The sequence below is a fragment of the Bradyrhizobium sp. BR2003 genome (assembly GCF_009720285.1).
In the GTDB taxonomy this organism is placed as follows: Bacteria; Pseudomonadota; Alphaproteobacteria; order Rhizobiales; family Xanthobacteraceae; genus Bradyrhizobium; species Bradyrhizobium elkanii.
Genome location: NZ_SMYJ01000008.1, coordinates 99,880 through 121,391 on the forward strand (window position 1 = coordinate 99,880; position 21,512 = coordinate 121,391).

Consider the following 21,512-nt stretch of genomic DNA (forward strand, 5'->3'; position numbering starts at 1 on the left):
TATTATTGCACTATTAAGAGGCCATGGAGGCGCTCCTCCCGAGGCGGCCCGCACGCGGGTGAAGCGTCCTCACCACACCACGCGGAGGCCGGCGGTGCCCTTGTAGCTGTGGTTGTCGCCAGCATCCTGCACACTGGCGCGATAGGTCGCTTCGCCGAACAAGGTGTAGCGGCCGCCCGCCCAGCTGTAGCTGCCGCCGCCGCCGATCGAGCCCCACAGCCGGTCGTTGGTGCTGGCAAAGCCGGTGCCCGCGACGTCGACCTTGGTGCCGTCGAGGAATTCGTAGTGCAGATTGCCGATCGCGTAGAGGTCGGAGCGGGCGCCGTCGCTCCAGCTCTTCTGGTGATTGAGCGACAACCCGACGCGGCCGAGCAGGCTGTCGGCATTGCCGAGCGAGACCAGCGCGCCGAAGCGGTCGGCGAAGCCGTCGAACTCGACCTTGGAATAGGCGAGCTGCGCCTGCGGCGTCAGCGAAAAACCGTTGCCGATTGTGAACCGCTTGCCGCCCTCGACGCTGAACGCGTAACCGAGGCCTTCATTGCCATGAGCCATGCTGCCGACGAGATCGGAGGTGAGGTCGCCGCGGTAGAACATGGTCTGCATCTGACCGTCGAGATAGACGCCGTTGTCGCCGTACCAGGTGGCAGTGGCGCCGACGCCGGCGCCCTCGGCGCGGATGCGGCCGTTGCCGAACAACGAATTCACGTAGGCGGTGGTCAGCCCATATTGCAGCGTAAGGCCGACGATCAGGCGACCATAGTCGTTCTCGAGCGCGAGACCATCGAGCCCGGCCTGCGCCTTGAAGTCATCGCTGTTGGTGGTCGAGCCTGTCGTGTTCGACGGCCGCAGGCTGGTCTGACCGCCTTCGACGCGGCCCCAGAACGCCGATTGCGTCCATGAACTGTCTGATGTCGCCGCCGGCGTGACGCCCATCCGCGCCATGGCCTCGCTCGGGCCGCCGTTGCCGCCCCAGTAGCGGTTGCCGACGCGCTCCTGCAGCGAGGGCAGCGCGTTCATGCCGAGCAGCACCTGGGCGTAGTTCTCGTAGAGCGGCACGCCGGGTTGGTACAGCGGGCCCGCGGGCTTGGCCGGTGCGGCAGGATCACCAGGCGGATTGACCAGGCTGGAGCGCAGATACCAGTCGCCGTCCGCCGGCGTCGCGATGCCGTTCTTCTGCAGCGTATAGCCATAGGCGCCGGCGACGATCGCCTGCTGGCCCTGCAGCGAATAGTTGCCCGCCAGCGTGAAGCTGCCGTTGGAGGCGCCGGTGACGTCGATCAGCTTGATGCCGTCGGCCGTCTGCGCGCCGCCGCCGCCGGCATTGTTGATCCTCACGGTCGAGGTGCCCGACGTGCTTGCCGCGACGAGGCGGTCGGTCGCCGAGCCGTCGCTGCCGAGCACGGTGTTGAACAGCAATGTGCCGCCATTGCCGGCATAGTTGCCGGCAACCGTTAGCGTCGTGCCGGGCGCCGCGCCGAACCGCACCGTGCCGGCATTGCCGAGCGCGCCCATGGTCTGGTTGAAGCCGTTGAGGTCGAAGGTGCCGCCCGCGGTGGCGATCGCGGCGGAGGCGGCGCTGAAGGCGTTGGCCGCGCCGGCTTGCAGCGTGCCGCCGGAGACCGTGGTCGCGCCGCTGTAGGAGTTGACGCCGGACAGGATCTGCGTGCCGCCGGTAAGGACGAGCCCACCGGTGCCGCCGATCGCGCCCGCGAAATTGTCGCTGCCATTGGTGATGGTCAGCGTCTTGGCGCCGAGCGCGACATTGCCGCTGCCGGCGAGGCTCCGAATGCTGGTGCCGGCGCTGGTGAGTCCGGAGATGTCGAAGACCGAGTTCGCCACCACATGGCCGGAAGTGCTGATCGAGCCGGTGCCGGTCAGCGCCAGCGTGCCCGCGGAGATCGTGGTGACGCCGCTATAGGTGTTGGCGCCGGACAGTGTCTCGGTGCCGCCCGCGAGCGTCAGCCCGCCGCTGCCGCCGATCACGCCTGCGAACGTGTCATTCGCGGCTGTGATGGTCAGCGTCTTGGCGCCGAGATCGACGCCGCCCGTGCCCGACAGTCGCTGGATGCTGGTGCCCGCGCCGGAGAGGCCGGCGATGCTGAAGGTGCCGTTCGCGATCACCTGGCTGGAGGCGGAAATATCGCCGGCACCTGTCAGCGCCAGCGTGCCGCCCGTGATCGTCGTCGCGCCGTTGTAGGTCTGCACGCCTGACAGCCCCTGCGTGCCGCCGGCGAGCTGGAGCCCGCCGGTGCCGCTGATCGAGCCTGCAAACGTATCGTTCGCATTGGCGATGATCAGGTCCTTGGTGCCCAGCACGACGCTGGCGGCGCTGCTGCCGCCAAGGCTCTGGATGTGCGAGGCGGTGTTGGCGATGCCTGAAATATCCAGCGTTGCGTTGGCGACCACGCGACTCGAATGGATCAGGGCATCGCTGGCGCCGGCGATGCCGCTCACCGCGAGCGTGCCCTGCTGGATCACCGTCTCGCCGGTGTAGGTGTTGCCGCCGGCGAGGGAGAGGGTCCCGGCACCGGTCTTGGTCAATCCGCCGACGCCGCTGAAGCCGGCGGTGTTGTTGCTTGCGATGACGACAGTGAATCCATTGGTATCGAAGGTCAGCCCGCCCGCCTTGATATTGTTCTGGTTCGCGGTTCCGGTCAGGAAGGGAGAGCTGTTGGCGCGGGCGCGGAGGGTGGCGTTGTCATAGTTCACCACATTGCTGGCACTGCCAAAGAAGGCGATGTTGCTGACCTTCAGCGTGGCGTTGCTTATATTGACTGTGGCGGTGCCGAGGGCAGCCGGGGCGCCGAGCTGGAGCCTAGTCGTACTGTCGACGGTCGCGCCGTCGCTGATGTTGAGTACGACTGTACCGCCACCGCCCAGGGTGAACGTGCCGGTGCCGATCGTCCATTGTGATCCGGCCCCGGTCACGGTCATGGTGGTCGTCGCGCCGGCATTGGTGCCAATCTGAATGGGGGTGCCTGTGGTGGCTAGCGTGCTGCCGTTCTGAATCGTGAAGCTGGTCGTTCCTGCCGAACCAAGCCGAAAACTACCCGTTGTGCCGGTCGCTCCAGGGCTGACGCCGAGGACGACGTTCCCAGGTGTACTAATGACAACCGCACCGCCGGCGGGGGCGGTACCGGTGCTCCAGTTCGAACCGACCGTCCAGTCGTTGCTGGTGGCGCCGGTCCAGGTCTGCGCCGCGGCCGAGCCCGCGGACAGGGCCGAGAGCGCGGCCACCGAGGCGCTCAGCAGCAGCAGGCGCTGGAATTGTGCGCAGGTGCGGGACGGCGATGCAGTCCGGCGTGGATTGAGTGGATTGTCACCAACGTGTCGTGGTTTCGTCGCAGCCCCGATGCATTTGCGCATGGCGCTCAGCCCCTTGTTCTTGCCGCCGCCCGGCAGGTTGCATTCCCGCAAACATTCGCCGGCAGCGGATGGGCATCACGCTATGTGACTCAGTGTGAGCTGACAAATGAAGCCTGTCGTTCCCCAGCGAAACAAGGCGCAGTGTGCCCGCGATGCAACGTCCGCGCGATCCGACTAATCGACCGCTAACCAGTTGAGTTGTGCTCGGCGGCAGGGAAGGGGGGTTGTAACAGGGTGGCACCGTTCCCGCCCCCCGACGCCGGTGATCACAATACCGCTGGTAACGTTGACGTTGCCGGCCGGAAGCACGACATATCGCGTGCCGATCCCACCCGCCGCTCCGGAGCAAGCCATGAACGCCCCCAACATCGAGTCCGTCATGCCGCAATCGGACGACGACGTGGTGGCCTGGCTGACCAACGAGACCCGCGACGAGCGCTTCATCGACAATATCTTCGCCGAACTGTGCGTCCGGCTCCAGCAAACGGGTATTCCCCTCAAGCGGGCGACGATGAATCTCCTGATCCAGCATCCGCAATGGCTCGGCGCCCGGATCATCTGGGGCGACGGCAAGCGCGAGGCGGAGATCACGCGGGTCGACTACGAGGTCAGGGAGCGCTCGGAATATATCGGCAGCCCGGTCTACGAAATCCACCAGGGCGCCGGCGAAGTGCGCGAGCGGCTCGAACGGGCGTCTGGCCGCACGCATGCGCTTTATGACGAGATGCGCGCGCAAGGCCTGACCGACTATGTGGCGTGGCCGCTGCTGCATACGCTCGGCAAGCGGCATGTCGTGACGTTCGCGACCGACCGGTCCGGCGGCTTCGATGACGCCGACATCGCCGACCTTCGCAAGGTGCTGCCGGTGCTGGCGCTGGTCAGCGAGATCCGGATGAAGAACCGCCTGGCGCGGACGCTGCTCGAGACCTATGTCGGCACTCATGCCGGCGAGATGATCCTGGCCGGTGCGACGCGGCGCGGCAGCGGCACCACGGTGCGTGCCGCGATCATGATCTGCGACCTCAGGGATTTCACCCGGATCTCGGACAGCTGGCCGCGCGATGACGTCATCGATCTGCTCAACGACTATTTCGACGCGATGTCGGAGCCGATTGCGCGGCATGGCGGGGAAATCCTGAAATTCATCGGCGACGGCCTGCTTGCGATTTTCCCGCTCAGCGATCCCAAGGCCTGCGCCAATCTGCTGCACGCGGTGTCCGAGGCGCGGCAGGCGATGGCGGCGCTGAGCGAAAAGAACAGCATGATGGGCCGCGCGCCGATGAATTACGGCATCGGCGTCCATGTCGGCGACGTCATGTACGGCAATATCGGATCGCGCAGCCGGCTCGACTTCACGGTGATCGGCCCCGCGGTGAACATGGCCTCGCGGCTCGAGGCTCTGACCAAGCAATTGGGACGAAACGTGCTGCTGTCGCGCGCCTTCGCCGATCTGGTCGAGCACGATTTCGCGCTCGAGCATGTCGGCGAGCATTCGGTGCGCGGTTTCAGCGAGCCGATCGAGCTGTTTGCGTATCGCGGCTGAGGCTCGATGGCCGAAAGCAGCGTGACGTGCGGCCCACGCACCGGCTGAGACGGCCCAATGTCCAAAAGGCTCCTGCCGTTACGGAGATTGGCCGGACAGTTTCATCGTCGGAGCGTGCAACAATTGCTGCTCGGCATAGTTTGCCAGCCGATCGTACTCTTCGGCGATCTTCAGAAGGTTCGCGCGCGAGTCTTGGTATCTGAATGAATCCGCCTTGGCACGTGTCCTGGCGGCTCGATCCCGCCAATAGGCGGGGTTGTTCATGACTTTCTCGACCATAGCGCTTCCCCCCTTTTCTCGGGGACTGCCCATAGACCAACGTCGCCGCGATAAGTCCGCTCCCCGAGGAACCCGGAACTCCGTTCACGCATGAAGAGTCACTGAAACATTTCGTTTGTTTCAGGCCAGATTTATTCAAGCCGGATTCCGTTTTCCCTTGGTGCCGGAAATTCAGATCGAGGTGATCTGCTGCGCCGGCGCGGCCCGCTCGACGAAGCCCTTGGCGAGGGCGTGATAGACGCCTTCCTTGCAGATCAGGCGCGAGCTCGCGTGCGCAATCAGGGCCGCGGCCATCAAGGGCACGACCATCGCGTGATTGTCGGTCATCTCGGTGACGATCACGAAGGCGGTGATCGGTGCCTGAACCACGCCGGCGAAATAGGAGACCATGCCGAGCAGCATGATGGCCGGCAGCGGCGCGCCGTGAAACAGCGGCGCGATGTTGGAGCCGAGCCCGGCACCGACCGCGAGCGAGGGCGCGAAGATGCCGCCCGGCATGCCGCTGATCGAGGCGAACGTGGTCGCGAGGAATTTCCAGACGCTGAAGCTCGCCGGCAATTGTGCTCCGGCTTCGAGCGCGGATTTGACCTGCTGATATCCCGTGCCGTAGATCGCGCCGTCGGACGCAATCCCGCAAATCGCAGCCGCAAATCCGCAGATTGCGGCAAAGCCGATCGGATAGCGCTTGATCGCGCGTCCGACCGGATTGGCAAATCCGCGTGCCACTGCGATCAGGATGCGACTGAACAGGCCGCCCGCAAGACCTCCGGCAACGCCGCAGAGCGGGACCGCGAGCCAGTCGGTGCCGTTGCGCAGGGCCGTCGCGCTAGTGCCGAAATACGTATAGTTGCCCATCAGCGCGAGCGAGGTCAGGCCGGCAGCGATCACCGCGCCGATGATCAGGCTGCTGGTTCTCGTCTCGAAGGCACGGCTCATTTCCTCGATGCCGAACACGATCCCGGCCAGCGGGGTGTTGAAGGCGGCCGCAACACCCGCGGCCGCGCCGGCAAGGATCAGGCCGGGTTGGCGCCGCGGTGAGAAGCGGCCGAGCGCAAACATGATCGAGGCGCCGATCTGCACCGTCGGTCCCTCGCGCCCGACCGACGCGCCACACAACAGGCCGAACAGGGTCAGCAGAATCTTGCCGGCCGCAACGCGCAGCGAAACCAGGCTTTCGCGCGCGGTCTGGTCGGTCAGATGACGTGCAGCGATCGCCTGCGGGATCCCGCTGCCTTGCGCGTTCTGAAAGAAGCGGTTGGTCAGAAACACCGACAGCGCGAACCCGGCCGGCGTCAGCACCAGCGAGGCATAATGGAAACGGGATACCACTGCGCCAAATGCGATCTGCGCCAGATCCGCGAGTTGTGCGAGGGCGACGGCCGCCGCACCGACCGCAATGCCGCCCAGCAAGAACAGGGCCCGGCGCTGCCAGCGCGCGGAGACTAGTTTGAACAGCCGCCTCTGGCGGTTGGAGGGGAAGGTCATCCTGACGAATTCTTAGCTCATGTCGTGGTCCGATACGAAGCGGATCACGTCATTCCTAGCACGCGTCGGCGGTATACGAAGCTCAAGAAATCAGCACGGTGGGCGCAGTCGCCAAACTCCAGGGCCGAACTGCGCGATACCGGCTGTGGGCCAACTCTTCGGTGATCTTCAGGGGGGCGTGCGTGAGTTTTGGTGTCCGAACGACTCCGCTTTGGCGCGTCCTTTGCCGCGGTGACGCATGACTGAAGGACGCGAAAAACTGGCACAAACTGCACTTTGCTCGGCTTCCGCCGCGGCGTATTTTGAGCGTCCCATTGAAGGGCGCGTGTCATGTCCGAAGTGATTGTTCGAGCGGGCATCGTCGTGTTGGGACTGTGCCCAATCGCAATGGTTGCCGTTGCTCTGTTCATTTGATGGACGCTCACCTGGCCCGACCCGCGCTACCCGGGCCGGTAGATGGCCCCAGCGCCTGCCCTCCCAGGCCCCCATAGGTTGCTGGGGCCGCTCAACAAGGAGGCCGCCGGTTGGCGGCCTCATTCTGCCTGATACTGAGATGGGTAAGGCCAATTCACCGGGATTGATGCCGCCCGAATGACACGGGACTGAATCGAAAAGGGCCGTCGCATCGGCGGCCCTTTTCTGCCGGTCACAATAGGTCTGTAAGAACTCAGTCGTGAAAAAATGCTCTGCAAAGAACGGGTAACGCCGGCAGGATTGGTATTACGACCGTCCTATCTTTCCAGAAATCCGGATCAGTACGGTGTTCCTGCGGTGGAACTGGTGGCCTGCGCGAGAGCCGAAAGAAAGCCCTGCGCGCGCTGCGATGCGGGCGCGGTCGATCGTGCGTCTTATCTCCGGCGCCGCTGCTTTCTCGGAAACAGCCGGTCGCGGATGTAGCGGGAGGTCGGCGTCAGGCGAAGGCCGCGCGGCTTCTGCCAGGCGGCGCGGTCGATCTCCTTCTTGTCGCCGATCGCCAGTCGGCCCTTGGCGTTCTTGGCGATGAAGATCGCGTCGCTCATCTTGCGGCCCGAACGCTTGTTCCTGGCCGTCACTTCCTTCCACAGGCTGAGCCTGCCGAGCTTGAGCTTCGGCAACTCCTCCTTGATTTCGCGCTTGATGCAATCCTTCCCGGTCTCTCGCGCGCGCCTGCGCCCGCCGGGGAACATCCACAGCCCGTCAGATCGGCGTCTAACCAGAAGAACCTTGCCGCGCTTCGCGGCTACCAGCTTGGAGGACTTGGGCATTTGAGGACTTGGGCATTTGCTGCGCAATGATCGAAAGAGAATCGACTCATTTTAACTTGTCTATTTGTGTAGACAAGTTCGATGCCACATTGTTCCACAGTCGTGTGTCGGCTGTTTGTCTCTGACGGCTGCGATCCTCGCTGCGCGCGATCGGCCGTGGCTTCCCTGATCTCGCTCGATGTCTGGTACCTCACGTTGAATTCGTGAAACTGTTACGGCCGGAGACCGGAATTCACCCGGTTGCGTCGTGATAACAACACCCATGACGGGCGACTCCACCGCTTGACTCGATGTTCTTGTTTTGTTCTAATTGCCCTCCACCGTGAATTGGAGGACGCCATGGACAACCGCATCAGCGAAATTCGCAGGCAGATCAGGGCGCTGCGCGTCAGCATGCTCGAGGCCGAAGCCATCATGCGCCAGCAGATCAACCGCGATGAAGACTGCGCCTTCGTCGCCGGGGACCTCTTGAAGATGCGGCTGGTCATGAGCCGTCTGGTCGAGGAGCGGGAGGTCCTGGGCGACCGCGATCCGATCATCGTGCATGCGGGCGTTGCACCGCGCCGTCGCGCCGCGACGCCGGCCTTCGTTCGCCCGGCGAAGCGAGAGCTGGCCGCCGGCGAAGCGCGTGCATGACGGCGCTTGGAATGCGGCGGCTGCACGCCGAGCTGCAAGACGTGAAGTGTCGGAGGAAAGATGAGAGAGCCGCTTCGGTATTTCCACGACAGCGATGATCACGCGCCCTGGATCAAGGCGCTGGCCCAGGTCCGGCACATGGCGACGCGGGAAGGCTGGTGCTTTCACCACGTGCAGGCGATCATCGTGGCGATCGACCAGTATGCCGAGGCCGCGCTCGGCAACCGTGAGTTCTTCCTCAACCGGCCGCAGACCGTCGGCCCGGTGAGGCGAGGCGACGTGCCTTAGAGCGTTTTCCAGCGAAGTGGATACCGGTTCGCGTCAAGAAAACGCGTCAAAACAAAAATCCAGAGCCCCGTTCCGATTCAATCGGAACGGAAAAGGCTCTGACACGCTGATCGGCAGGCATACGCGTTCGGCGTCGCGGCAGCTCAACGCGCTGTCCGCGGCGGCGAAAGACCTCTCCCGGGAAATGCCGGCTATTTCGTGTAGCCTTGACTGGTGCAGTACCACCAGGATTCGGCGGCCGATGCGCCATGCTCGATCACGTATTTCCGGCAGGCTTCGTAGCTGACCGCATAGCGCTTGCCGCACGGTACCGCAGAGATGCCGAAATTGCTCGTGGAGCATGTGGATGCGGCGTGGCCCGTCGACATCGACAGGGCGCCGATAACGGGCAGGACCGCTAGAAGTGACAGGGTCTTCATCATAGCCATCGCCTCCCAAGTTGGAGGACAGCGGGGCCGCCGTCCCCGCGGAGAACCTACTACATCGCAGACCTTTCACCGCCGGATTTCGCTGATCTCACGCGCGATCTGCATCGCCACGCATCGTCGCGCACGCCGTGTTCCGCGTCATGCCCGGCGCATGACGCCTTCCGGGCGCCGGGGCCAAATGTCCCGGCCTGCCTGAGGCGGCCGGGATGGCCAATCCGCTGCCGGGGACATATCGTGACGGTCCGCGGTCGAATCTGAGGCGGATCGTTCATCGCCGGGTCATGTCAATCCGGTCATCGTCAGCGCCGCGCCCGCGAGGGGCGGCGGCACATTTGCGAAGGAGTTTCGGATGATCAGGGGCTGGCAGGTTGCGACGTCGGCACTCGCCATCGTCGTGATGGTTGCAACGCTGGGGGCGGAGGCGAACGCGGCGCAGTGCGGCAACGGGCCCGGCGGGTTCGAAGCCTGGAAGCAGCAGTTCTCAAGCGAGGCGAGCGCCGAGGGCATCGGCGCCACCGCGATCGCCGCGCTGATGCAGACCCATTATGCCAGTGCGACGATTGCCGCGGATCGCGGCCAGCGTAGCTTCGGCCTGTCGCTCGAGCAGTTCATGGCCAAGCGCGGATCTGCGACCATCGTGGCGCGCGGCCGATCGCTGAAGCAGTCGCAGGCGGCGCTGTTCGCCTCGATCCAGCAACGCTATGGCGTGCCGCCGGGACCGTTGATCGCGATCTGGGGCATGGAGAGCGGTTTTGGCAGCCAGCGCGGCAATCAGAACATGCTGTCCTCGATCGCGACGCTGGCCTATGACTGCCGCCGTCCGGAGTTCTTCACCGACCAACTCTATGCGGCGCTGAAGCTCGTCGACCGCGGCACTTTGTCCGGGAGCACGCGCGGCTCGATGCATGGCGAGATCGGCCAGACCCAGTTCATGCCGAAGAACGTCCTCGCCTACGGCACCGGCAATCTCGACGTCGCGGCCAATGCGCTGAGCTCGACGGCGAACTTCCTGCGCGCCCATGGCTGGCGCGCCGGCGCCGGCTATCAGCCCGGGGAACCCAACTTCGCTGCGATCGAGGCGTGGAACGCAGCAGGCGTCTACCAGAAGGCGATCGCCATCATGGGGCGGCAGATCGACGGCCAATGAGCGCAGGCGCGAGTTCCTTCATCGCCTGTTAACGCAACGGTGCCCAGATCGTGCGCTGTGAAACGGGAGCAGATGGAGACCGGCTCCATGCTCAAGAACGGCACCTACGCGGCGTGGTTTCGAACGTCGCTTGCGGACGGCACCGGCATCGTGCACGTCGCCGATGGCAGGCTGTGGGGCAGCGACGCGGTCATGCTCTACAGCGGCACCTATGAGGTCGACGGCGAGCGCTTCTCCGCCGTGCTCACCACGCAGCGGCACTCCAGGGACGGCACGACCGTGTTCGGCACCGACGACCTCGTGGTGCGGCTCGAGGGCATCTGGACCGGCGCGATCGCGACCTGCACGGGCAGGGCGGATGCCGTGCCCGATCTCGCCTTCGAGGTGACGCTGATTCCGAGCCAGGAGGTGGCGCCCGAGCCGCCGCCGGATCTGCCGCTGCCGAAGTTCGACCCGAGCAAGCTGCCGAAGCTGCCGAAACGCTCCAGCCGCTAAGGCATGATCCGGAAAAGTGCCAAGCGGTTTTCCCGCGCGACAAACGCCAAAGGCGTTTGCGCGGGGATCATGCGTTACGCGTCGCGCGGGCCCGCGGTCTCCGGAAACGGCGCGCCGGGGATGTAGAGCTTCAGCGCGCGGATCTCGTAGACCGCCGACGGGTTGACGCTGCGCAGGTCGCGCGCCGCGGCGATCGCCTCCGCCTCATCGGCGCAATCGATCACGTAGAAGCCGAGCAATTGCTCCTTGGTCTCGGAGAACGGCCCGTCGATCACCATGCCGTGGCCGGGCCCACGCAGCGTGCTGGCGTTGCGGGTATCGCCGAGCCGCGCAGCCGGGCCGAGCTTGCCCTTCAGCCGTTGATGGACCTCGCGCAGACCCGTCATCACGGCAGCGTCCTCCTCGGCGCTCCACGACTTGACCTCGGCTTCGACGTGATAGGCCAGGATGGCATAAAGCATCTGATGTGCTCCTTATTCTGATGCGACAGGCCCAAGGACGTCTGGCGGCGATCCGAGCCGACATTTCATCTGGAGCGGATCGCACGGTTTCTGTGTTGCGACAAGGTATTCCGGCGGCCGGCATGGCGGCGGCGAATCGCGCAGGCCAAAACAACAAAAAAGGCGCGGCGGATGAGCTTCCGCCGCGCCCCCGATTTTGATGTCTCGCTGGTCCAGGGCTGAGAGCGCCCCGATGCCAGGCTGATTGCTCAGCTCCTAGCGGGCGATCCCAGCGAGGTGACAGCGCTTGAGACAAGACACTAGATCACCTCCTTTCGTTGTTGATGGGATGCCCAATATAGGTGCCGAATCCGCCGCTGTTAAGGCCGCAAGCCGACCCGGCCGCGTCAGGAACCGGCCGGATGGCGCCGAAATGGTTTCCTTTACCGAGAATCAGAACGCGCGCCGGGGCAGTTGAGGCCGCCGCCCGGCCGTGTTAGGTGAACGCGAGATGCGGGTGTAGCTCAATGGTAGAGCAGCAGCCTTCCAAGCTGAATACGAGGGTTCGATTCCCTTCACCCGCTCCAAATGACTTCAGGATTCCCTCGCCAAACTCCGATTTTCCGCCGCGATCTCGCACTGCCGACGTTACGTTGGTCACTCGCCATCGATGGAATGCAGAAGGCCGCATTGAACAATGCGGGGCCCTGCAGGAAGGCGAATTGACCGACGCGGGGAAGGTATCAGCAGCCCGGCGTTCGGCATGGTGGCGGCGATATATCCGGTGTGGGCGCGCTTGATCGCGTCGCCATGATCCCAGTTTGTCCGTCGCAAGAGACAAAATGTCTGCCCCGGAAAGGGTGAATGCGCTCTAACTTATTGAGTTCGCGTCGTCTTCGGGGTTGGCGCGCTCCTTGCTGTGGGAGCAAGCAAGCCAAAATGATCGCATGGTCGCTCGGTCCGGGCTTGATCGGGGCGACCGTCATTTGAGGACTGTTAGATGGCGCTCGCGCGAGATCCCGATGGTCAGTATGAGGTCCATCGTCATGGAATTTATTTCGTGATGTACAACGATACGGCGGAGGTCAGTTGCATGATCGCGCGCCGGGCCCTCAACGTGATGCGCGTCCGATTCCACCCAATTATCAGCGCCGAGGAAGTCTTCCTCACGCGCCGAGCGCGAATCGAGCGCGCGGCCAGCGACAAGTTTGAAAATCGTCATTCCAACGTCACCCGCGTGGTCTCGCTCGATCGGTTCGACGTGGATTTCTGAACCTGAACTCGACCCATCGATGATATTGCAACCCGACACCGTGGCCGAATGCTCTGCTTCGTCACCAGGAGATCGTCCCGGACTCGAAGCGTCGATGTCGACAGCGGCCGGACCTTGGTGCTGGTCGTCCATCGGGGCGATCTCACGCCTGTCCCGGGCCGATCTGATCTCTCGATGGCCAGGATATCCGCGCTATTCCGTCCGCGGTAGCGAAGTTGGGACCAGCGTTGCCTTGCAATACGGGCATCGAAATCAACTGTGGATGCCGTGGAGGCTGCGGTGATCGTCCGCTCCAAACCCGGCTTCTGGGACGTCGCGTTTGCAGTCAATGGATCGATCCTGCCGCGGATTGCGCTGCATCTGGTGGCGATCGCACTCATCAGTGTGCTGGCGGTTTTTGCTGCGATGGAGCATCCGGGCATCTTCGCGCGCATCAGTGCCGTTCCCTTCACGCTGATCGGCATCGCGCTATCGGTTTTCATGAGCTTCCGGAACAGCACATGTTACGCCCGCTGGTGGGAGGGGCGCGAGCTTTGGGGGAAGCTGATCATCGCCTGCCGCTCGTTCGCCCGCCAGACATCAACGCTCGAAGACGACGATCGACGCGTCCTTCTCCGCGGCTTGTGTGGCTTTTGCTCCGGACTAACAGCCCGCCTGCGGGGTGACGACGAAGTGGCGGCGATCAAACCATGGAGTGAGATCGACGCGGCTTCAGGCGGTCCAAACCCGACTAATGCCGTGCTTAACCAGATCGGGCTGTACTGCTTGATGCTGATGAAGCGGGATCGGATCGATCCGATCCACTACGCCGTTCTGGAGGGACAGCTCACGGCCCTTTCGGACGTCCAGGGCGGCTGCGAGCGCATCGCGTCCACCCCGGTGCCGTTCGCCTATTCGCTGCTGCTGCATCGGACCGCGCTGATCTTCTGCGTGACGTTACCGTTCGCACTCGCCGGATCGCTCGACTGGTGGACGCTGCTGCCCGTCCTGCTCGTCGCCTACACCTTCTTCGGCCTTGATGCGCTGGGCCATCAGCTTGAGGTCCCCTTTGGGCTGGAGCCAAATGCACTTCCGCTTGACGCGATGAGACGAGCCCTCGAGCGCGAGATGCTCGCTCTGCTCGGAGAGCGCGATTTGCCCGCTCCCATAGAGCCTCTTCAGAATGTGCTGACGTAACGCTGAATGCGCAAGAGGCCGAGGGCAGATGGCAGCAGGGTTTGCTGACGCAGGTGGATGCGAGGTGCTTCAGTTGCTACGGTTGAAGCATCCTGATTGTCGAGATTGCCTTGTCCGGGAGGAATGGACCCCAACCACGCCAACGATTCAGTGTGGGGTTGCTGCAGGTCGCCAGGAAAGATCGTCGGACCAAACGTAGATGGCTATGGCTGCAAGGCACAAAGCGACGCCAATCCAGAACATGGGCGAATGATGGATTGGTCGCCGGTCTCTCGAAGCCCGCTTCATCTGATTTCCTACCAGGCGCGAATGATCAAGGACGTCCTTGCGCTCGAACGCGGCATCTCAACTCTCGTGAGGCTAAACGAAAGCGGTGGTGAAGTCATTCGTCATCGCGTTCCTCAGATCGTTCATCGTGTCAGGCAAACGCCTGTACACACCGAGCACATCCTGCGCCCAACGATAACGCGTTCAGGCTGGTCGGCACCTGTGCCTCGTTGGCGCGGCAAGCACGGAAGACAATTTGGCCAAATCTGTCGTGACAAATTGTCCATGGCCGGCAGCCAGCACCGTCCAACTTATTGACATCGCGACGCGCCGAGGCTGGCACATGTGTTGCTAGTCTCTCCTCGATGCAGCTTCCATGGTTGGGCGTAAGAAGGCGAACCGAAAGGATAAATGCAATGTCCAAAGACCACGACAAGGCATCGCACGGATCGCAGGACGCCCGACGTCATAAAATCGATCATCAAACCCGAAACGGGTGGCTTCACAGGGACGCAGGCCTTCAGGATGCTTGGCGCGCCTCCGGCATGACGCGCGATGACTTTATCAGGCACAATGAAGGCTTGATCGACAAGGTGATCGTCGCGAACCTCGATCAGGATCGATAAGCCAGCGCGGCCAACACGGCCGAGCGCCCTCAACAGGATTGTTGGGGCGCGTGCAAGCGGTGCCGTGACAGGCAGGCACCATGATCGCGGCGGACATGACGTTCGCCGCGAGGTCGAGGCAATCCTGCAAGCCGACACGACTGAGGCGCGGCCGAGGCTGCGGCATTCTGACACTTTGTCTGATCGCATTGGACAGAGTGTCCGTCGGCTGGTGGGGCAAAGCCGTAAGCTGTTGAAATTGCGGGATATGCCACGTGGCACGTGTATTGCTGCGATGGGTCTTTGTTGGGGTCACCCTGCTGAAGAGCCGGCAATTTTCGGAGTCGATTTATGTTGGACGGCAAGCCGCGTTTCAAGACGTATAATCATCCTGCCGGCGGTTGGGGGGCGGCCGCAGCGACGGCAAAGATTCTTCTCGAGCAGAGCGTGGTGACGAAGGGATCGCGCGCGCTGCTGGCGATGAATCAGCCCGGCGGATTCAAGTGCTCGAGCTGTGCGTTCCCCGACGCGGAATGCAAGAAGACGCTCGATTTCTGCGAAAACGGCGCCAAGGCGTTGGCATTTGAAGCAACCAAGTTTCGTGTCACGCGAGAGTTCTTTGAGCGACACACGGTGTCCGAACTCATGGAACGGTCGGACTACTGGCTCGAGATGCAAGGGCGTTTGACGGAGCCGATGCGCTACGACGCATCGTCGGATCGCTACGTGCCGTGCAGCTGGGATGACGCGTTCGCGCTGATCGGCAGCCATCTCCGCGCCCTTGAAAGTCCGCACCAGGCAGAATTCTACACATCCGGCCGCACGCCCAATGAAGCGGCGTTTCTCTACTCGATATTCGTCCGAGAGTTCGGCACGAACAATTTCCCCGACTGCTCGAACATGTGTCACGAGCCGACCAGCCGGGGTTTGCCGCCCTCGATCGGAGTCGGGAAGGGTACCGTTATCCTCGAAGATTTCGAGCACGCCGAAGCGATTTTCGTCATCGGGCAGAACACCGGAACCAACTCGCCACGGATGATGAGCAATCTGGTCGAAGCGAGCAAGCGCGGGGTTCCGATCGTGGCCGTCAATCCGATGCCCGAACGTGCGCTGGTGCGCTTCGCCGATCCGCAGGATATCATCCAGATGGCAACCTTCGGTTCGACCAAGATTGCCAGCGAATTCGTTCACGTCCGCATCGGAGGTGACCTTGCCTTTCTCAAGGGCATGATGAAGGTCATTTTCGAACGTGAGGCGCGCGGCGAAAAGATCGTCGACCGGGAGTTTGTCCGCGAGCATACCGTCGGCATCGATGCCGTCCGGGACGATGCGATGGCGCAGACATGGTCGGAATTGGAGAGGGTCTCCGGGCTCGAGGAATCGCAGATCCGCAGATGCGCCGAGATCTACATCCGTTCGCGCGCGACGATGATCTGCTACGGGATGGGCATCACGCAGCACCAGGAGGGGTCGCGGCTGGTGCAGCAGTTGGTCAACCTGCTCCTGCTGAAGGGCAATTTCGGCAAGCCGGGCGCCGGCATCTCTCCCATTCGCGGTCACTCCAACGTACAGGGGGACCGCACCGTCGGCATCGACGAACAGCCGAGCCAGGACTATCTCGATCGGGTTCGCGACGTCTTCGGGTTCGAGCCGCCCCGCGAACACGGGCATCACACCGTCGAGTCGGTCGCGGCAATGCAGGCGGGCACGGCGAAGGTTTTCATCGGGCTGGGCGGCAATTTCGTTCGTGCGGTGCCTGATACCGAACGATCGTATGCGGCGATGCGCAAGCTCGCGCTGACGGTCGCAATCACCACCAAGCTAAATCGTGGGCATCTGGTTCACGGCCGCGATGCGGTGATGCTGCCGGTCATCGCGCGTTCGGAAGTCATCCGGACGGCGGCCGGTGAGCAATTCGTGACGATCGAGGACTCGATGTCAAACGTCACGGCATCTCGCGGCGTGTTGTCGCCCGCCAGCCCGCATCTGCTTCCCGAAGTGGAAATCGTCTGCCGGATCGCGCAAGCGGCGCTGCCGAACAGCAAGGTCGACTGGAAAAGGTACAGCGAGGATTACGGTCTGATCCGCGACAAGATCGCCGAGGTCTATCCGGAGATCTACAGCGACTTCTCCGAGCGTATCGAAAGCCCGAGAGGATTTCACCTCGACGTGCCGCCGCGCCAGTTGGTGTGGCCAACGCCGAACGGCAAGGCGAACTTTCTGCTCTTGCCGGGTCTGGAGGTGAACGCATCCGTTTCGGATCCCAAGATGCTGCGACTGGCAACCATCCGCTCGCATGATCAGTTCAACACGACAATCTACAGCAACAATGACCGTTACCGCGGTGTCTATAATGACCGCATGGTTCTCTTCATGAACGCCGAGGATCGAGCGGCGCGAGGGCTCGAAGACGGCTCGAGCATTGCGCTCGAAACGATCAGCGATGATGGCGTGCAGAGACGCGTGAGCGGATTGAAGGTGCTGGATTATCCGATGCCGCGCGGATCGGTCGCCGGATACTACCCCGAGCTCAATCCGCTGCTGCCTCTCGACTATTACGACAAGATCAGCGGAACGCCGGCAGCCAAGTCGATTCCCGTGCGCGTTGTTGCTGCTTAGTCGGCCGGACCCCCACTGCGGGCAGTGAAGTACCGGGACTCATATCCTGAGGCAAGGAGAGGACATTGCTGGACAATCTCGATGCGGTGATGCTGGGCCGTGCCCAGTTCGCGTTCACTGTCTCGTTCCATTTCATATTCCCGTCCTTTTCGATCGGGCTTGCGAGCTACCTGATGGTGCTCGAAGCGCTGTGGCTGAAGACGGGGCAGGGCGTCTACGCCAACCTGTTCCGCTACTGGCTGAAGATCTTCGCCGTCGTGTTCGGCATGGGCGTCGTCTCAGGGGTGGTGCTCTCATATCAGTTCGGTACGAACTGGTCGGTATTCTCCACCAAGGCCGGACCGATCATCGGTCCGCTGATGGCCTATGAGGTGATGACGGCCTTCTTTCTGGAGGCGGGCTTCCTCGGCGTGATGCTGTTCGGCATGAGCAAGGTCGGCAAGGGCCTGCATTTCTTCGCAACCTGCATGGTGGCGCTTGGTACGTTGATCTCGGCGACCTGGATCATTGCGGTGAACAGCTGGATGCAGACGCCGGCGGGATTCGCGATCAATGCGAAGGATCAGTTCGTGCCCGCCGGGTCCTGGATTCCGATCATCTTCACCGCGAGTTTTCCGTATCGCCTGGTCCACACCGTGATCGCGGCGTATTTGACGACGGCGTTCGTGGTTGGCGGTGTCGGCGCCTGGCATTTGCTGCGGGACCGGACCAACGCCGGCGCGCGCAAGATGTTTTCGATGGCGATGTGGATGGCCGCGATCGTGACCCCGATCCAGATCCTTGCGGGTGACGCTCATGGGCTCAACACGCTGGAACACCAGCCCGCCAAGGTTCTCGCCATGGAAGGGCACTATGAGCCCAGCCCCGATGGCGCCTCGCTGATCCTCTTTGGTCTTCCCAGCAACGAGGAAGCGCAGGTTCGTTACAAACTGGAAGTGCCGCGCCTCGGCTCGTTGATCCTGAAACATGATCCATATGCACCTCTACCGGGTCTCGGCGATTTCCCGCGTGATCAATGGCCGCCGGTGCCGATCGTATTCTGGTCGTTCCGCATCATGGTCGGGCTGGGATTTGCGATGCTCGCCATCGGTCTGTGGAGCCTGCTCGCGCGCTTCCGGGGGCGGCTCTATGACTGGCCTTGGCTGCATCGGGCCTGCGTCGTTCTCGGACCGGCCGGCTTTGTCGCGGTGATCGCCGGATGGGTGACGACGGAAGTCGGCCGGCAGCCCTTCACCGTCTATGGGCTGTTGCGAACGGCGGAATCGCACTCGCCGCTGGCGGCGCCGGCGTTGGCGGCCTCCCTTGCCGCTTTCGTACTGGTGTACTTCGCGGCCTTCGGCGCCGGTACCTACTATCTACTGCGCCTGATGGCGAAGCCGCCCGCGCCGGGCGAGAAGGAACCGCCCAAGGTGCCTCAGCGCGCCGCGGGCATTACGCCGGCGGGTAGCGTCGGCGTGCCTCTGACAGCGGCGGAGTGAGGTCATGTACAGCATCGACCTTACCACCTTCTGGGCCGCCATCATTGGCTTTGCGGTGATGGCCTACGTCGTCATGGACGGGTTCGACCTTGGCATCGGAATTCTGTTTCCAACGTTCGCGGTCGGTGACGAGCGCGACCAAGCGATGAATTCGATCGCGCCGGTTTGGGACGGCAACGAGACGTGGCTGGTGATGGGTGGCGGCGGCCTGCTGGCGGCGTTTCCGCTCGCCTATGCGATCATCCTTCCGGCCACCTACCCGTTGATGATTGCGATGCTGCTCGGGCTGGTCTTCCGCGGCGTCGCCTTCGAGTTCCGCTGGCGCGATCCAAGGCATCGGCCACTATGGGACGTTGCGTTCTGGCTGGGTTCTCTGGTTGCGGCCTTCGCGCAAGGCGTGACGCTTGGGGCAATTCTGCAGGGCATTCATGTCGTCAGTGATGCATATGCTGGCGGCTGGCTCGACTGGCTAAGTCCATTCAGCATGCTCACCGGCGTCGCGGTTGTGATCGGCTATGCGCTGCTTGGCGCAACGTGGCTGATCTGGAAGACGGAGGGGACGAGCCAACGTCACGCGCGCCGTGCCGCGTTTTGGCTCGGCGCCGGCACCCTCGTAGCGCTGGCGGCCGTCAGCGCCGTGACACCGTTTCTCGACTACGACTATTGGCGGCGATGGTTCGCGATGCCCGGCGTCTTGTTGACGGCGCAGGTGCCGCTATTGGTGCTGATCTGCGCGGTCACCTTCTTTTGGAGCCTGAAACGTGAGTTCGAACGGTTGCCGTTCCTGATGGCTCTGGCCCTGTTCCTGTTGAGTTTTATCGGGCTTGGGATCAGCATTTATCCTTATGCGGTGCCGCGGGCGATCACGATCTGGGATGCGGCGGCGCCCGTCGAGAGCCAACTGTTCATGCTGGTCGGCGCCTGCGTCATCATTCCGCTCATCCTTGCCTACACCGGCTGGGCCTATTGGGTGTTTCGCGGCAAGGCGGGCATCGTGGGCTATCATTGATGCGGGCGCGGCTTCCGCTATGGCGCCGGCTCATGTGGATGGCCGCGATCTGGATCGCCAGCGTTGCGGCGCTTGGCTTGGTCGGAGGCGTGATCAGACTGTGGCTACGTTAACTCAACTCTCGCATCCGGTGAGCCGGCCCCTTCGCGTTGAGGTCATTTTGTCCGAACGATTCCGGACAAAATGACCTTCAAGCGACGTGAGCCGTCACTAACTCGTTGAAATCGCGACGTTTGCAGTCTGGCACGTCCGTTGCGTTGTCGTCGGTTGCAGGAACGTCGTCGTCTGCAACGCGGGGCCGGCTGGGCTCGGCGGCAACAGGACGCACGGCCCACCAACGACAACTCAAGCTCCGGGCAATTCACTTATGACGCACACAACTGCAACGTCAGAGCCGCGGCGAGCGTTCACGGGAATATTGAGCGAAGCGCGCGCGAAGTGGGGCTGGTTCGTCGCCCTTGGCATCCTCTTTGTCCTGCTGGGCTTCGGTGCTGTCAGCAATCTGCTGTTGGCGACCATCGCAACGATCTTCTACATCGGCGCTCTGATGATCGTCGCGGGCGTTCTCCAGGTCGTCCATGCGTTTGGCGTTGAGAGTTGGCGCGGGCGCTTTATCTGGGGCTTGGGTGGCTTATTCTACGCCGTGGCCGGCACGACAATCATTCTGGATCCAGTGATCGCCTCGCTTGTTCTGACCCTGATGCTGGCCGTTTTCACGATCGCATCCGGTCTGATGCGCCTGCTGCTCGGCTTCAGAGCAAGGGATGACCGTGGCTGGGGCTGGCTATTTGCTTCCGGCTTGCTCACAGCGGTCGCGGGATTGGCGTTTCTTCTGGGATGGCCACTCAACAGTCTTTGGCTGCTTGGTTTGCTGTTGTCGGTCGACCTCGTCTTCCAGGGCTGTACGCTGATTGGCCTCGGCTTGCAGCTTCGCAGTGCACGGTAGATGGCCGGCTTCGTGGCCTAAAAAAAGGCCCGACCCGATGCGGTTCGAGCGACATACCATAGCGAGACATAAGAGAGCTGCCATGTCCAACAACGTCCCGCCCAGGAATCCTTACGCCAACAAGCAGGGTTACCTTCCGCAGTCTCAGGAAGAGCCGCATCAGAGGAAGGACGTCGAGAAGGCGACGCCCGAGGATCCCTCGAGGGAGGGCGTTTCCGGATCGCCGGCCGCTGCGAGCCTTGAACCGACGCCAAACGTAGCCTCGCAAGAGACACATGACGCGATTGCGCGGCTGGTTGCGGAAAATGCCGATCTCAAGGACCGGCTCCTGCGTGCGCTCGCGGATGCCGAGAATGTACGTCGCCGCGCGGAGCGTGATCTGAACGATGTGCGGCAGTATGGCGTGACCAGGTTCGCCGGCGATATGATCAATGTTGCGGATAATCTGGAGCGTGCCATGTCCAGCCTGCCCGCCGAGCTGCGCAACGACGCCGGACCGTTCAGGACCTTTGTGGAAGGTGTGGAGCTTACCGAAAAGGAGTTGCTCCGATCGCTCGAAGCGCATGGCGTCAAGAAGCTTGATCCGACGGGAAGCCCGTTTGATCCTCACTTTCACGAGGCGATGTTCCAGGTTCAGGATCCGTCAGTGCGAAGCGGTACGGTTACGACTGTGGTGCAGCCCGGCTATTCGATCGGCTCGCGCTCATTGAGGCCAGCGAAGGTCGGCGTCGCAAGCTGAACTGCTACAGTCGAGAGGAGCCCCGTTCCTGGAATCTCAATTGTCCGAA

At 62.9% G+C, this 21,512-nt stretch carries 20 protein-coding genes and 1 tRNA gene; 15 read left to right on the plus strand and 6 right to left on the minus strand.

Features of this window, described 5'->3' with window-relative positions; translation table 11 throughout:
- Nucleotides 1–69: 69 nt before the first annotated feature.
- Entirely contained in the window at nt 70–3,237 is a 3,168-nt protein-coding gene (locus E2I15_RS02885) for an autotransporter family protein (protein WP_170991596.1), read from the minus strand.
- A 481-nt stretch (nt 3,238–3,718) separates the two neighbouring features.
- Here E2I15_RS02885 and E2I15_RS02890 point away from each other — a divergent pair, with 481 nt between their 5' ends.
- A complete protein-coding gene (locus E2I15_RS02890) occupies nt 3,719–4,909 on the plus strand; it encodes an adenylate/guanylate cyclase domain-containing protein (RefSeq protein ID WP_170991595.1) in 1,191 nt (396 codons plus the stop codon).
- A gap of 78 nt (nt 4,910–4,987) precedes the next feature.
- Here E2I15_RS02890 and E2I15_RS02895 read toward each other — a convergent pair whose 3' ends face one another.
- The 3 genes from E2I15_RS02895 to E2I15_RS02905 form a co-directional block, all read right to left on the minus strand.
- Nucleotides 4,988–5,188 carry a hypothetical protein gene (locus tag E2I15_RS02895; protein ID WP_137479875.1) on the minus strand — a complete coding sequence of 67 codons (201 nt, stop codon included), beginning with the start codon at nt 5,186–5,188 and terminating at the stop codon, nt 4,988–4,990.
- Between the two features lie 171 nt (nt 5,189–5,359).
- The gene (locus E2I15_RS02900) at nt 5,360–6,673 is read right to left on the minus strand and encodes a chloride channel protein (RefSeq protein ID WP_137479874.1); all 1,314 of its coding nucleotides are present in this window, start codon (nt 6,671–6,673) and stop codon (nt 5,360–5,362) included.
- A gap of 848 nt (nt 6,674–7,521) precedes the next feature.
- Entirely contained in the window at nt 7,522–7,917 is a 396-nt protein-coding gene (locus tag E2I15_RS02905; RefSeq protein WP_137479873.1) for an NUDIX hydrolase, read from the minus strand.
- Nucleotides 7,918–8,256: 339 nt separating this feature from the next.
- On the opposite strand from E2I15_RS02905, the gene E2I15_RS02910 reads away from it, so the two are divergent.
- The gene (locus E2I15_RS02910) at nt 8,257–8,553 is read left to right on the plus strand and encodes a hypothetical protein (RefSeq protein ID WP_137479872.1); all 297 of its coding nucleotides are present in this window, start codon (nt 8,257–8,259) and stop codon (nt 8,551–8,553) included.
- Between the two features lie 60 nt (nt 8,554–8,613).
- Nucleotides 8,614–8,841, plus strand: a complete 228-nt coding sequence (locus tag E2I15_RS02915; protein WP_137479871.1) for a hypothetical protein — start codon at nt 8,614–8,616, stop codon at nt 8,839–8,841.
- Between the two features lie 191 nt (nt 8,842–9,032).
- On the opposite strand, the gene E2I15_RS02925 is transcribed toward E2I15_RS02915, so the two are convergent.
- Nucleotides 9,033–9,263 (minus strand): hypothetical protein, encoded by a 231-nt coding sequence (locus E2I15_RS02925; protein ID WP_246668168.1) that lies wholly within the window; start codon nt 9,261–9,263, stop codon nt 9,033–9,035.
- A 355-nt stretch (nt 9,264–9,618) separates the two neighbouring features.
- On the opposite strand from E2I15_RS02925, the gene E2I15_RS02930 reads away from it, so the two are divergent.
- Entirely contained in the window at nt 9,619–10,416 is a 798-nt protein-coding gene (locus tag E2I15_RS02930) for a lytic murein transglycosylase (protein ID WP_137479869.1), read from the plus strand.
- Between the two features lie 87 nt (nt 10,417–10,503).
- Nucleotides 10,504–10,911 (plus strand): hypothetical protein, encoded by a 408-nt coding sequence (locus E2I15_RS02935; RefSeq protein ID WP_026192921.1) that lies wholly within the window; start codon nt 10,504–10,506, stop codon nt 10,909–10,911.
- 74 nt (nt 10,912–10,985) lie between these two features.
- Here the strand turns inward: E2I15_RS02935 and E2I15_RS02940 are convergent, their stop codons facing one another.
- Nucleotides 10,986–11,372 (minus strand): YciI family protein, encoded by a 387-nt coding sequence (locus E2I15_RS02940; protein ID WP_018272221.1) that lies wholly within the window; start codon nt 11,370–11,372, stop codon nt 10,986–10,988.
- 492 nt (nt 11,373–11,864) lie between these two features.
- On the opposite strand from E2I15_RS02940, the gene E2I15_RS02945 reads away from it, so the two are divergent.
- The 10 genes from E2I15_RS02945 (at nt 11,865) to grpE (ending at nt 21,463) form a co-directional block, all read left to right on the plus strand.
- Nucleotides 11,865–11,938, plus strand: a tRNA-Gly gene (locus E2I15_RS02945).
- Nucleotides 11,939–12,351: 413 nt separating this feature from the next.
- The gene (locus E2I15_RS02950; protein WP_137479868.1) at nt 12,352–12,624 is read left to right on the plus strand and encodes a DUF1488 family protein; all 273 of its coding nucleotides are present in this window, start codon (nt 12,352–12,354) and stop codon (nt 12,622–12,624) included.
- 279 nt (nt 12,625–12,903) lie between these two features.
- The gene (locus E2I15_RS02955) at nt 12,904–13,800 is read left to right on the plus strand and encodes a bestrophin family protein (RefSeq protein WP_137479867.1); all 897 of its coding nucleotides are present in this window, start codon (nt 12,904–12,906) and stop codon (nt 13,798–13,800) included.
- A 683-nt stretch (nt 13,801–14,483) separates the two neighbouring features.
- Nucleotides 14,484–14,693 carry a hypothetical protein gene (locus E2I15_RS02960; RefSeq protein WP_137479866.1) on the plus strand — a complete coding sequence of 70 codons (210 nt, stop codon included), beginning with the start codon at nt 14,484–14,486 and terminating at the stop codon, nt 14,691–14,693.
- Nucleotides 14,694–15,023: 330 nt separating this feature from the next.
- Nucleotides 15,024–17,291: an FdhF/YdeP family oxidoreductase gene (locus E2I15_RS02965; RefSeq protein WP_137479865.1), complete on the plus strand. Its 2,268-nt coding sequence runs from the start codon at nt 15,024–15,026 to the stop codon at nt 17,289–17,291.
- Between the two features lie 65 nt (nt 17,292–17,356).
- Entirely contained in the window at nt 17,357–18,769 is a 1,413-nt protein-coding gene (locus E2I15_RS02970; RefSeq protein ID WP_170991594.1) for a cytochrome ubiquinol oxidase subunit I, read from the plus strand.
- Nucleotides 18,770–18,773: 4 nt separating this feature from the next.
- The gene (gene cydB, locus E2I15_RS02975) at nt 18,774–19,778 is read left to right on the plus strand and encodes a cytochrome d ubiquinol oxidase subunit II (RefSeq protein WP_137479864.1); all 1,005 of its coding nucleotides are present in this window, start codon (nt 18,774–18,776) and stop codon (nt 19,776–19,778) included.
- Nucleotides 19,778–19,891 (plus strand): DUF2474 family protein, encoded by a 114-nt coding sequence (locus E2I15_RS02980; RefSeq protein ID WP_137479863.1) that lies wholly within the window; start codon nt 19,778–19,780, stop codon nt 19,889–19,891. The genes cydB and E2I15_RS02980 overlap by 1 nt, the downstream gene beginning before the upstream one ends.
- Nucleotides 19,892–20,196: 305 nt before the next feature.
- Nucleotides 20,197–20,724 (plus strand): HdeD family acid-resistance protein, encoded by a 528-nt coding sequence (locus E2I15_RS02985; protein ID WP_246668167.1) that lies wholly within the window; start codon nt 20,197–20,199, stop codon nt 20,722–20,724.
- 82 nt (nt 20,725–20,806) lie between these two features.
- On the plus strand, nt 20,807–21,463 hold the full coding sequence (gene grpE / locus E2I15_RS02990; RefSeq protein ID WP_196238882.1) for a nucleotide exchange factor GrpE: 657 nt from the start codon (nt 20,807–20,809) through the stop codon (nt 21,461–21,463).
- Nucleotides 21,464–21,512 lie beyond the last annotated feature (49 nt).